Here is a 12,769-nt window from a genome sequence, read left to right as displayed (position 1 = left end):
TCAAAACGGTTGTATCCGGATTGAAAGGTGCTACAATGATGTTGTTGAGAAAGGCGAGTAATCACTCGCTCGACAATTAAAATCAAAGAAGGGATTATCATGTTTGCAACATCATTTTGGATTTTAGCTGTTTGGTTCGTCATTAACTGCATCTGGACATTCTTTGCAACAAGCAATCAGTCATTGATGAAGACATTTGCCTGGATCAATGTCGTCGCGGTTGTCTGGGGGTTCTGGGCTTATTATGGCGCAGCCAGTGTGGCAAGCTTGTCCGGTTGGTTTGCAGCAGTTAACTGGTTGGCGGTTATCTTGGCCATTGTTCAATTCTACTTTGGCTACCGATCCGTTCATTCAGCTAAGCAAGCATAGGTGTTTCACGATTGATTTTTAATGGTTTTATCTAACTGAATAAAAAATAGATGACACGTTTGCGGCGTGTCATTTTTTGTAACAATTCAAAAAATTATTTTTTATTGATGATAACTTGCCGTTGCGACTGTAAGAGACGCCGTTCCGTGGGGATCGGTCTCAACCCGCAAAGAACGCGGTTTTCGACCTCGATTCTGAGCCACAAATCGTCTCAGAAGTCGTCCCACAACACTAAATGGCCAACTTCATGCCATTAAGTGTTGTCGACACGGAACTCTGCCTCTTACCGTCTCCACTAGATATTTTTTGTGCTTGCGTATGTTCAGAAGATAACGGGGTCAATGTTGCAAATTAACCACATCAGTTGTGAACTTTTCCTTAGCAATTGAGGCTCAAATGTCATGGATTTAATCTTTGTATGGTTCAGTCACATAATGCAACGTTTGTTCGACGATTTTGGGATATGAGCGGTAGGGCGTCCGTGTTGAAATCGACGGTGATAGTGTTGTTAATTCGGTGGGTTTGCGAATTTACAACACAGGACAGTCTGGAAGACACGGTTTAGGTGGCTTCCAGTCGAGGCGAAAGACCGTGAACTGCGGGCTTGAGACGGTCCCACAGACGATTTCAAAAACGGGCAACCGGGAGCGGCAAGTTTCTGTTCGCAAGAAGTGTAAATACTTTAACCAACCAAAATGACATTTTCGGAGCTCATGAGGTCTGCTATGATAGCAGTAGTGAATTTGGGAAAGTGATGGAAGAAATAATGGCAGATAAAAAAATCCTTGATGAATTTCCTGATTTAGTGAACGCAAATAAAAACTTAACGCAGAAACAAAAGGATGTTCTGATCGTCAGCATCCAATTATTCGCAAAACAGGGCTACGCCAACACGAGTACGCGTCAAATTGCTGAGGCAGCGCATCAGTCTGAAGGCACAATGTTCAAACACTTTAAGTCTAAAGCCAACATTTTACGCGAGGCCTTGGATCCAATTGTGCGTGAGGTCGTGCCTGATTTGTTAAACGAATTAGCCAGTGAGGCCATTCGTGAACAAACGGATAACATCCATGACTTCTTTGTTTTCTTTGTCCGCAACCGAATGAAATTTGCCTCAGACAACGAAGATGCATTGAAAGTGTTTCTCAGTGAAATTTTATACAACGCGGATCTGCGTCAGCAGTACTTATCGATCGCCCCAGAGCGTTTTTTGAACTCGTTTAAAACAATTATCAAAGCGGCTCAGGATCGAGGGCAACTCGTTGACTGGCCGTTCCGAATTATTTTTCGTTATTTGCTGTCTATTTTAGGGAGTTACTTCTTTGATCGCTATATCTTATTTCCGGAGCGAGACTGGGATGATGCGACCGAAGAAAAGTACATGGTCAGTGAACTGGATAAAACCTTGGCCGTTCATCCGGGTGCCTAAGTTAATTGACACAACGCTGATACGAGTTTGTTTTGACCCACAGTTAGAATTAAGACAGAGCATAATACTTTAGTCTCGACGTAAAAATCGGTACACTTTGGTTGCGAATGTTTGAAAGACTGGAGGTAGATTATGACACACGTTGAAACATTGATTATTGGTGGTGGCCCCGGCGGCTTAGCTTTGGCATACGCCCTTAAGGGGGCTGGTCAAACAGTTGCTATTGCAGAAGAAAATCTGTGGGGAGGCACGTGTCCGAACCGCGGATGTGATCCTAAAAAGATCTTATTAGCTGCTGTCGAAGCTAAACGGTCAGCTGAGCATATGAATGGTCAAGGACTGAACGGCGACCCGACGATTAATTGGGCAGACCTTATGCGCAATAAGTTTGCCTATACTGACAGTATTCCGAGTGGCACTTTGAGTGGCCTAAAGCAGGCTGCCATTACGACGTTTACGGGCCATGCACAGTTTGCTGATGATGGTCACGTCATGGTTGGTAGTGAAGAAGTTGCGGCTGACAAAGTGGTCTTAGCAACGGGGGAACGGCCACGACGGTTGGATATTCCCGGTGCGAAATATGTTGGGACGAGTACTGACTTTTTAAATATGCGCGAGTTACCACGTCGGCTAACGTTTATCGGTGGCGGCTACATCGCGTTTGAGCTGGCTGACATCGCTAATGCGGCTGGTGCTGACGTTTCACTCGTATTGCACAATGACAAACCGTTGCGCGCCTTTCCGGCAGATTTAGTTGCCGACTTAGTTGCTCAGTTAAAGACGGCTGGCGTTCATATTTATGAGAACGTTGATGTTGCTCAGATTGATAAAACCGATGATGGTTTGGTGTTGACGGATGGTCACGATTTTCAGCTGACGACAGATGCCGTGATTGGTGCAACAGGTCGGGTCGCTAACGTTGATACGCTGAATCTGGCGGCTGTCGGCGTAGAGGCAGATGCTCATGGGGTTCAGGTGAACGATCATTTGCAGACTACTAATCCAAATATTTATGCGCTCGGCGATGTTGTTGCCAAACGAACAGTACCTAAGCTAACCCCAGTTGCTGGCTATGATGCACGCTACTTAGCCGGACAGTTGACTGGTCAGCAGGCGGATGCACCAATTAGTTATCCAGCCATTCCGACGCTGGTTTTTGGCATGCCGAAGTTAGCCAAGGTCGGTGTGGATGTGACGGCTGCGGCCAAAGAGTCATCACTAACGGTGAAGAAAATCGACATGACGCACTGGTACACCTATAACCGCATTCACGATGCAGTAGCTAAAGTGACGGTTGTGTTGAATGACAAACAGCAACTTGTCGGTGCGGCGGTCTTGAGTAGTATTGCCGATGAAATGATTAATTATCTGACATTTTTAATCAATCAGCATGCCACGGCTGGTGACTTTGAAAACCAGATTATGGCTTACCCATCACCTGCTTCAGATATTGATTACCTCTTGTAAAGTAAAGGAGTACAGCCTATGGCGTTTATTGGAACGCTGATTTTAATACTTGTTGCCACAACTATCGCTGGCCACTTTTCCGCACGGGTCGGCATTCCGGCCGTCATTGGCGAACTCCTCATCGGGATCATTATTGGTCCCGGTGTTTTGAATTGGGTCCAAAATAGCAGTGCGTTATCTGTATTTGCTAACATTGGGGTCATTTTACTGATGTTTATGGCTGGGCTTGAGAGTAATCTTGCCCAGTTAAGAAAGGTGCTGCGCCCAGCGCTGGCGGTGGCCGTGTGTGGAGTTATCCTGCCAGTTGTCTTAATGGGTGGCGTTAGCCTTGCGTTTGGCTATCACTTTACGGAGGCGCTGTTTATTGGCGTGGTTTTCTCTGCCACGTCGGTTAGCATTTCTGTGGTGGTGTTACGTGAATTTCACGCATTGGACACACGTGCCGGGGCGACTATCCTTGGTGCAGCCGTCGCCGACGATATTATCGGGGTGCTGTTGCTAAGTTTGATGGTTGCCCTGATTGGCGGTGGCGCAGGCGAGCATGGCAACACTAATATGGGGCTTCAATTCTTGTTCCAGGTTGGTTTCTTCGTTGCGGCGTACTTGCTCGTAAAATGGATTGCGCCGATGCTAATGCGCATTAGTGAGCGGCTATTGATTCCGACTGCCCGCACGGTAACAGCTGTGGTTATCTGTTTGGGAATGGCCTACTTAGCCGAGGTTGTTGGCTTGTCCGGGGCGATTGGCGCATTCTTTGCTGGCATTGCCGTGGCCCAAACACATGTTAAGCAGGTCATCGACGACCACATTGAACCAATCAGCAACGCGTTCTTTGTACCAGTATTTTTCGTTAGTATTGGTTTGAACGTGACGTTTGCACACTTCATTTCGTCGTTACCGTTTATTGTCTTGATGACAATTTTAGCTGTTGTCACTAAATGGTGGGGCGGTGAGATTGGTGCGCGTTTAACTGGCTTCTCAAAAAGTGGCAGCCGGGTTGTTGGTACGGGGATGGTTGCCCGTGGTGAAATGGCTTTAATTACAGCACAGATTGGCTTTGATGCCCACTTGTTAGCAAACGGACTTTACGTTGACATGATTTTTGTAATCGTCTTTTCGACATTGGCCGCACCGCTATTGTTGCGGTGGGCGTTGAGCAAGGACGATTCAACAGCAGTTCCCACATCAACCAAATAATCAGTGCGTGTAGAGGCTGACTGACGCTTGCGGTTTCCAACAGTGACACACTCGCCGTGGGACCGGTTCAAGCCTGCAAACCGCAGTCTTTCACCTCGCCGCAGAGCCTCGTGGGGAGCCGAGTCTCTGCGACCGTCCGTGCTGTAAATTCGAGTGACCCATTCGAATTAACACCACTTTCACGGCTCGGTATCACTGTTGACGCCCTTCAGCTGACATAGAAGCTTAGTAGCATGAAGTTAAGCATTGATGATTCGGCAAAACCTCTTAACTGTTATGTGAGTGGAGCTGACTTGAAATAGAGTTCCGTGTCGACACCACTTAATGGCATGGTTTTGGCCATTTAGTGGTGTGGGACGACTTCTGAGACGGTTTGTGGCTCAGAATCGAGGTAGAAAACCGCGTTCTTGGCGGGTTGAAACCGGTCCTCATGGAACGGCGTTTCAAGGCAGTGTAACGAGTACGATGCGGTACTGCCGGCGTTTGAGGCTTCAAGGACGGGCGTTTCAGGTCAGCGCAACGTACCAAAATTGATATGAATACCAAAAGCAGCGCCACTAAACTAAGATTGAAAGTTTAGTGGCGCTGCTTTTGTTTAATTCTGTTTGTTAACTAGATTGATGAAATAACCATGGTCATGCATATCGTTCTTTAGATCGGTCATGGTAAAGCGATGGTAGAACTTCCGATAATCGGTATCCGCCAAGGTAAACAAATCCGTGAGGGTCTCGCCAATATTTGCTGAAATATCCGTCGCATCCGTGTCACTTTTGGTTAATCCCTTAGAATCGCCGGTAATAAAGCGGGCATAACTGATGGTCGGCGGAATGGTGAGGTCGTACAATTCGCCGACATTCATATCGGACAGTGGCCGTTGAAGAAGGTAACCACCGTTTTTCCCCACAGAACCTTCAATGTACCCTTGCTTATGCAAGACGGACAAGATGTTACGGATCATCACCGGATTCAGTTGAAGTGACTTGGCGAGCTCAGCACTCGTGATTTTACGTGGCCGACTTTCGTCCAAATAAAGCAGGCTATGGACGGCAACGGAAAAGTCTAATTTCATGGGAGACCTCTTTCTGGAACGACAATTTCATCAATAGTTAAAACGGATTTTATAACTCATGTTCAATGGACAGTAGTTCGGGAGACACGTGACTAATGACAGGACTTGCTTCACCAACGGTGACTAATGACAAGTGGTGCATCGCACGTGATGCAATCGTGTAAAGGATTCCGATGGCATCGTCGGTTGGGTAATTGCTGATTGAAACATCGTAGGCGATGACGGAGTCGAACTCGAGTCCCTTTGCTAAATAAACGGGTAGTACAATGACCCCTTTGGGCAATGTGCGGTCCATATCATTTAGCAGGGTGATTGGAAAGTCACGGTGAAGCTCACGGTAGACTTGCTGGGCGGTGGTAACGTCCTTCGTCAAAATCGCGACGGTGCCATACGTATCGAGTTCTGCTTGTACCAATTCCTTGGTGGCACTGATGGCATCCTGTTCATTATACCGCAATAAAATCCGCGGCAAGTCGCCGGGACGATTGAACGCTTGAATTTGGTCACCATCTGGCAACAACCCTTTAGCGAAATTAGTGATTGGTAGGGTGGAACGATAGCTTCTGCTCAGCGTGATTAAGTTTGGCCGTTTGGCATTAAACGCTTGGGCAAGATTGTCCAATAGTTCTTGTGGCCGCTGCATACGATTGAACAAGGCCTGCTCGCTATCCCCGAGAAGGGTGAACTTAGCTTTCGGAAATGCGTGACGGAAGTAACACATTTGTGTCATCGAATAGTCTTGCATTTCATCAATGAATAAATAGGCGATGCTACGATTTTGACCGCCGCTGGTAATAAGATCTCGCAGATACAGCAGTGGCACTGCGTCATCTAAACTGATGCGGTGATATTCAATGTTTGTGTCGAAATCTTGTTCATGCATGTCCCAGTGATCAGCGTCAACATTTGCGGGTGTTACCGTTTGTAGAAAATGATCGTACTGGCGATAAACATCGAGAAAGTAATTATTGAATAATGCATCATATACTGGCTCGTAGCGTTTGCGAACGATTTCTCGCGAAGCAAACTCAACTTCATCGTCGAGCTCCTTGAATCGGCCAACCCGTTCACCTAGCAAATCGTGATAGTGCTCAGTGTCCAGATTATCGAGTTCTTCGGCGACCCAGTCGTCTTTTGAGTCTGTGCGGATTCGCCGTTTGAGCTTTTTAATGAGTCTGTTTTTGGTGGCGAGAATTCTACCAGTCGTACTCATCGTCTCTGGTTGTTCTGCGTAAATAGCAGCAATCGCTTCTTTGGTGAAGAAGAGTGAACCATCCAGGAGGATGTCGTTAAATCGAATGTCCTGGGTCGGCACATGTTTACAATAAGCCGTGACAGCTTTAACAAACGCGGTGCTTTCAAGATAGTCACGGACATCCCGGAACATTGGATTAGTATTGTCAGCATCTGATTCATAGCGTTCAAATAACGTTTGAACGTTGAGGCCTTGCAAACGCTGGGTGAGAAAATCGTCCAGGGTGACCTGGCGCATATTACGTTCCCCTAAACTAGGGAGCACTTCTGAAATGTAGTGACTGAACAAACGGTTAGGGGAGAAGAGGATCATTTGATCGGCTTGCAGTTCACTATCACCGCCGTTACGGCTGTGATAGAGCAAAAAGGCGATCCGCTGTAGAATGGCCGATGTTTTACCAGATCCGGCTACTCCTTGAACGACCAATAAATCAGAGCGGGTGTCACGAATAATATCGTTTTGCTCTTTTTGAATGGTAGCGACGATGTTTTGCATCACTTCGTCGTTTTGTTGTCCTAAAACAGCCTGCAACATTTCGTCACCAACCGTTTCGTTGGTATCAAACATGTTTTTGATCTGACCATCTTTAATGGTGAATTGTCGTTTCTTCTTCAAATCTGTCGTTTGTTTGCCAGCTGGTGTCGTGTAGGCGACTTTGCCGAGTGTACCGTTGTAATAAATACTGGAAATGGGTGCCCGCCAATCGTAGACAACAAAGTCCTGAGCTTCGTTGGTGAGTGAAAACGTCCCAATGTATAAAGATTCCGGTTTGGATTCGCCGGCATCCTGAATGTCGATTCGTCCGAAATAAGGTGATTCTTTGAGTTGTTTTAAATTGTCGAGTTGTTGACGAATGGTCGCTTCGTTAGTCACGGCCAGATAAACTAATTGTCGTTGCTGTTGCAGCTGTGCATTGGTTTCCATTGCATCATCAACTTCAAACGTGTTGACTGATGCGTTTTCAGCATAGTTTTTCTGAATGGCGCTAGTTTCGTGGTGTGCTCGTTCAAATTGTTGCTGATTGTCGACCAACTGGCGGTTGATCTCGTCCATGACTTGATCTACACGCTGCTGTTCATGCTGTCGTTCTTCGTTATCCAAATAATTAGCCTCCGTGTGATCAGTGACAAGTCTATTTATGAAGCCCTGAGACCTCATATGAAAATAAATAGTTCAATCTAAAACTAAAAGTCCGCTTCCGGTTGGTGGTGGTGAAAACTGCTGTGGGACCGGATCAAGCCTCCTTAAAATCGGAGTCTTTCAACCTCGCCTTGAAGCCGAAAACCGCGTCTTCAAGCGCGTCCGTGTTGTAAATCCGGCCTAAACCGCCGCACTAACAACACCTTCACGGCAGGTTTTCACGGCCATCGCCCTCCAGCGACCGCTGTGTTGCCTCAATACACTGAGCCGACGTTCCGTCATTACCTTTTGTGGTAATAGTGAGCACTTGTAACAGTGTGTTGAACTCGGGCAACTGTAACAGTAGTGGAGTCGGTCAGGGACAGAGTTTCGTGAAGGCAATCCTTGGTGGCGGATTGGGCCACTTAGGATTGCGGGACGAGCTTGAAGACTCGGGTTTATGAGGCTTCAAGTCGAGGGCTTAGACCGTTCTGGGGGCTAAGTCCGGTCCCATGAAACGGCGTCCCTGACAGACAGAACGCAGACATTTTACCTAAGGTTTGAATTAAAAGCCTAAGTGCATCCAAATTGTTGGTAACTAAACGCAAACCATTTTATGCGCGAAAAAGGTTTGTGTCAATCATGTTGAATTACAGTTTGTGTGACTGTGAGACTGGGCTTTGACAGGCTTCACGAAAGCCGTTATAATTAATTTATTGACCATGTTTTACCACGCTAACCGTAGAGTAGGTCTAACTACAGCGAGACTGAGATGTTGAGAGCCAGTCATCACGACCGAAGTGGGCAGTTAGCTATCAGGGTCAATCAACTAAATGACATTAATAAAGCGGGATGTAGTGTGCGTTTGCGCGCCACGCATCCAAAATAGGTGGCACCGCGGGTAACCGTCCTATGATGACAATACAGTATTTGTGTTGGCGTCATGGGACGGTTTTTGTTTCCAACGTCAGCACGAAAAAAGGAGACCAATATGGCAAATGCAAATGAGAAAAAAATAATTTTAACGGGTGACCGGCCAACAGGCAAGTTGCACATTGGTCACTATGTAGGATCTTTGAGAAACCGGGTTGCGTTACAAAATTCCGGTGATTACGAAACGTTTATTATGATTGCTGACATGCAGGCGTTGACAGATAACGCGCGTGACCCAGAAAAAATCCGTAAAAGTCTGACAGAAGTGACACTAGATTACTTGGCCGTTGGCATCGATCCGAAGAAGTCGACGATTTTAGTTCAGTCGCAGATTCCTGCCCTCAACGAGTTGACCATGATCTACTTAAACTTAGTCAGCTTAGCTCGTTTGGAACGAAACCCAACCGTCAAGTCAGAAATCAGTCAAAAAGGTTTCGGCCAGAGTATTCCCGCTGGTTTCTTGACGTATCCAGTGAGTCAAACGGCTGATATCACAGCGTTCAAGGCAACAACGGTACCGGTCGGTGATGATCAAGAGCCAATGCTGGAACAGGCACGGGAGCTTGTTCGTTCATTTAACGGTGCTTACCACAAAGATATTTTGGTTGAACCAGAAGGCGTATTCCCACCAAAGGGGGAAGGCCGGATTCCTGGCTTAGATGGTAACGCGAAGATGAGTAAATCACTCGGCAACGCGATCTATCTGTCGGATGACGCCGACACGGTCACCAAGAAAGTCATGTCGATGTATACAGACCCCGAACATATTAAAGTGAGCGATCCTGGTCACGTAGAAGGAAATACTGTCTTTACCTACCTCGATATTTTTGACCCAGACAAGGCCCATGTTGCTGACTTAAAGGCGCAGTACCAAGCCGGTGGTCTCGGTGACGTCAAAATCAAACGTTACTTAAACGAAGTGTTGGAAGCAACGTTAGCACCGATTCGCAAACGGCGCGCAGAATACGCTGCTAATCTGGACTACGTTTACAAAGTTCTTGAAGATGGTTCGGCTCATGCCAATGAAGTTGCTAACAAAACGCTTCAAGAAGTTCGTGACGCGATGGGCATCAACTACTTTACACAACGCTAGTCAGCCGTTAGCCATGCTCGTATAATGGTGACAGCAAGTTTGATGAAGAACGAGGTAACCAAGGATGGAAAATTTAGCGATTGTCGATTTGGGCTCTAATTCTGTCCGAATGGGTGTCACTCAGATTGAAGATGACGGCTCCTTTAAAGAAGTTCGTCGGATTAAAGAAGACACCCGTATTTCTGAGGGCATGGGTGCTGAAAAACGGTTGACTAAAGTGGCGATGGATCGGACTATTGCCGCATTGGTTAACTTTAAAAAAGTGTATGAAAACCTCCCTAATCTGACTGTTCGGGCGATTACTACGGCGGCAGTTCGTCAAGCGGTCAACCAAAAAGAATTTCTTGACCGGGTGAAACACGAGGTTGGATTGTCTCTTCAAGTGTTGTCGGGGGATGACGAAGCCTATTACGATTTCTTAGGCGCCATCAATGCGTTGCCATTAGATGACTGTCTCATTTTGGATACTGGCGGTGCCAGCTGTGAATTGATTCATGTCGCTAAACGGCGGGCCAAGAACTTAATTAGTGTGCCATTTGGCGCCGTTAATTTGTCTGAACAATTTCATTTTGGCGACGTCATTACCGCTGGTCATTTGTTCTCTGGTCAAGTATTTGTTCGCAAACGCCTGCAAGATGTTTGGTGGTTGAACGAGGCGATGCATTTACCAATTGTGTTACTTGGAGGGGCAAACCGAACGTTGGCACGAATCAACCGTAAGGCTCAGAAAATGGCCCGTGTTGAAGATATTCACGGGTACCGTTTGAAAACAGAAACGGTGTTCAACACGTTTGACCGACTGATTTCGAAGAATAACAAACAGCGACAGGCAATCGATGGCCTTGAATATGATCGGGCTGATATTATCGTTGGCGGCATGTTGCCGTTGGTTGAATTATTACAACTGCTTGATTCAGACCGGGTCATTTTCTCAGAAAGTGGTGTGCGTGAGGGCATCGTGTCCGAGTATGTCAGCAAGCACCCACGGTATAACGGGTGATCGCATGACAGATGATGAGAAACAAGCCATGAAAGAGCAGCTTGCTCAATTTCGTCGTTTGACGTGGCAGCAACGTCTGACAGTTGCCAGTCAGTTAGGCGACCTAACGACGATTCAACGGCAAATGCTGGCCGATAATGCCAGCGAGGATGATGCCCTGCTGACAGAAAACTACTTGACGAGTTATCATTTGCCAGAAGGATTGGCCGCGACTATTCGCATGAATGGTCACGACTATCTGGTGCCAATGGTAACGGAAGAGCCCTCTGTCATTGCAGCCGCTAGTTATGGTGGCAAAATGGCTGCCAGCGGTGACGGCATCGTAACACGGACGGATACCAACTTACTGATGGGGCAGATTGTCTTTCAAACGGTGACGGTGGCCGAAATTAGTCGTTTTGTGACGCCCAATGAAGCAAAATTGCTGTCACTGGCTAATCAAGCGCATCCAAGCATCGTTAAGTACGGTGGTGGTGCTCGCAAACTGCGCGTACGTGCGCTGGGAGAGGGCTTTGTCAGCGTTGATTTGTTTGTCGATACTGGTGAGGCCATGGGCGCCAACATTATGAATAGCATGTTGGAGGCTCTCGGCCATCATTTACAGGATGTCCTTGAACAACATCCGGTGATGAGCATTTTAGCAAACGATGGTCAACAGACTTTGGTCACGGCAGCGGTAAATGTGCCAGTCGCCAATTTAGCGAAGCATAATGCGGCGGTTGGGCTAACGGTTGCTAAACGAATCGTTGCAGCTAGCCAGATTGCTCAGCTGGATGTCAGTCGGGCAACAACGCACAACAAAGGGATAATGAACGGTGTCGACGCCGTTGTGATGGCGACCGGTAATGACTGGCGGGCCGTTGAAGCCAGTGCGCATGCGTACGCAGCCAGAGACGGTCAGTATCGTGGCCTGTCTCGTTGGCAATTGGCTGGTGATCGGTTGGTTGGCTCGCTAACGATGCCGATGCATTTAGGTGTTGTTGGCGGGGCGACGGCGTCATTGCCATTGGCCAAACTGAATCAGCAGATTCTTCAGGTCAAGGATGTCGCTACGCTAAACCAACTGGCAGTTGCTTTGGGATTGGCCCAAAATCTGGCAGCGCTGAGAGCGCTTGTCAGCGAAGGTATTCAACAAGGTCATATGCAGCTGCAATACCGCAACTTAGCGGTCGCAGCAGGTGCGACACCGGAGCAGGTACCAGTGGTGGTCGAAGCGCTCAAAACACACGCCCACCCATCCGCTACCTTAGCCAAAGCAATCGTCACCAAGCTCAATCAGCAAGGGTAGTTGTGTGATTGCTTCCGCTTCCGGTTGGCGACATTGGAACGCCGTCGTGGGACCGGTTCAAGCCTTCTGAAAATCAAAGTCTTTCACCTCGCCGCTGAGCCTCGTGAGAAGCCGAGTCTCCGCGACCGTCCATGCTGTAAATTCGGAACCCCGCCGAATTAACACCATTTTCACGACTTGGTTCCAATGTCGCCGCCCTTCAGTTGATATAACAGTGTTCAGGCTATGTATACGTTAAATTACAGACAGGCGATGATTTGCTGATTGTAACGGGCTGTGGTTTTACTGAATCGCGGTGATGTTCGAAATTTGTGGAGTATAGTTAATGGCACCTGCAAGTAAGTTGTTTACTGTAGCTGGAGGTTGTCCGCGTTGAAAAAGCTGTGAAAGTGATGTTAATGAAGCGGTTTTTGCTGAATTTACATCACGGACGAACTTGAAGACTCGGTTTTGGAGGCTTCAAGGCGAGGTGAGAGACCATGAACTTGCGGGCTCGAACCGGTCCACACAGTGGCTTCAACGCGGACAACCGGACGCGGAAACTTAAAGT

Annotated in this window: 9 protein-coding genes; 7 read left to right on the top strand and 2 right to left on the bottom strand. The window is 47.4% G+C overall.

Translation table 11 applies throughout. The features are described from left to right. Positions 1-99: 99 nt before the first annotated feature. From LDK34_RS10900 to LDK34_RS10885, 4 genes are all read left to right on the top strand, one after another. Positions 100-369, top strand: coding sequence for a hypothetical protein (locus tag LDK34_RS10900; RefSeq protein ID WP_017260541.1), 270 nt, complete (start codon positions 100-102; stop codon positions 367-369). A 766-nt stretch (positions 370-1,135) separates the two neighbouring features. Then, on the top strand, positions 1,136-1,798 hold the full coding sequence (locus LDK34_RS10895) for a TetR/AcrR family transcriptional regulator (protein ID WP_178942071.1): 663 nt from the start codon (positions 1,136-1,138) through the stop codon (positions 1,796-1,798). A 129-nt stretch (positions 1,799-1,927) separates the two neighbouring features. After that, on the top strand, positions 1,928-3,265 hold the full coding sequence (locus tag LDK34_RS10890; RefSeq protein ID WP_420871574.1) for a dihydrolipoyl dehydrogenase family protein: 1,338 nt from the start codon (positions 1,928-1,930) through the stop codon (positions 3,263-3,265). A gap of 18 nt (positions 3,266-3,283) precedes the next feature. Then, complete coding sequence (locus LDK34_RS10885) at positions 3,284-4,462, top strand: cation:proton antiporter (protein WP_178942073.1); 1,179 nt, start codon at positions 3,284-3,286, stop codon at positions 4,460-4,462. Positions 4,463-5,057: 595 nt separating this feature from the next. On the opposite strand, the gene LDK34_RS10880 is transcribed toward LDK34_RS10885, so the two are convergent. Further along, a complete protein-coding gene (locus tag LDK34_RS10880; protein WP_161003731.1) occupies positions 5,058-5,531 on the bottom strand; it encodes an Rrf2 family transcriptional regulator in 474 nt (157 codons plus the stop codon). A 49-nt stretch (positions 5,532-5,580) separates the two neighbouring features. After that, positions 5,581-7,887, bottom strand: a complete 2,307-nt coding sequence (gene helD, locus LDK34_RS10875; RefSeq protein ID WP_284144518.1) for an RNA polymerase recycling motor HelD — start codon at positions 7,885-7,887, stop codon at positions 5,581-5,583. 1,009 nt (positions 7,888-8,896) lie between these two features. Here helD and trpS point away from each other — a divergent pair. From trpS to LDK34_RS10860, 3 genes are all read left to right on the top strand, one after another. Continuing rightward, the gene (gene trpS, locus LDK34_RS10870) at positions 8,897-9,931 is read left to right on the top strand and encodes a tryptophan--tRNA ligase (protein WP_178942075.1); all 1,035 of its coding nucleotides are present in this window, start codon (positions 8,897-8,899) and stop codon (positions 9,929-9,931) included. 64 nt (positions 9,932-9,995) lie between these two features. Continuing rightward, positions 9,996-10,931, top strand: coding sequence for a Ppx/GppA family phosphatase (locus tag LDK34_RS10865; RefSeq protein ID WP_017260534.1), 936 nt, complete (start codon positions 9,996-9,998; stop codon positions 10,929-10,931). Between the two features lie 4 nt (positions 10,932-10,935). Then, entirely contained in the window at positions 10,936-12,219 is a 1,284-nt protein-coding gene (locus LDK34_RS10860) for a hydroxymethylglutaryl-CoA reductase, degradative (protein ID WP_178942076.1), read from the top strand. The last annotated feature ends 550 nt before the right edge of the window (positions 12,220-12,769 follow it).

It is taken from the genome of Furfurilactobacillus milii (assembly GCF_021654115.1).
Taxonomy (GTDB): Bacteria; Bacillota; Bacilli; order Lactobacillales; family Lactobacillaceae; genus Furfurilactobacillus; species Furfurilactobacillus milii.
Note: the sequence above shows the minus strand (reverse complement) of the source record. Positions and strands in the feature narration are given on the sequence as shown.

Bases quoted from the DNA above. Each gene is read 5' to 3' on its own strand.
- LDK34_RS10900 (WP_017260541.1), top strand. From the start codon at position 100: ATGTTTGCAACATCATTTTGGATTTTAGCTGTTTGGTTCGTCATTAAC.
- LDK34_RS10895 (WP_178942071.1), top strand. From the start codon at position 1,136: ATGGCAGATAAAAAAATCCTTGATGAATTTCCTGATTTAGTGAACGCA.
- LDK34_RS10885 (WP_178942073.1), top strand. From the start codon at position 3,284: ATGGCGTTTATTGGAACGCTGATTTTAATACTTGTTGCCACAACTATC.
- LDK34_RS10880 (WP_161003731.1), bottom strand. From the start codon at position 5,531: ATGAAATTAGACTTTTCCGTTGCCGTCCATAGCCTGCTTTATTTGGAC.
- trpS (WP_178942075.1), top strand. From the start codon at position 8,897: ATGGCAAATGCAAATGAGAAAAAAATAATTTTAACGGGTGACCGGCCA.
- LDK34_RS10865 (WP_017260534.1), top strand. From the start codon at position 9,996: ATGGAAAATTTAGCGATTGTCGATTTGGGCTCTAATTCTGTCCGAATG.
- LDK34_RS10860 (WP_178942076.1), top strand. From the start codon at position 10,936: ATGACAGATGATGAGAAACAAGCCATGAAAGAGCAGCTTGCTCAATTT.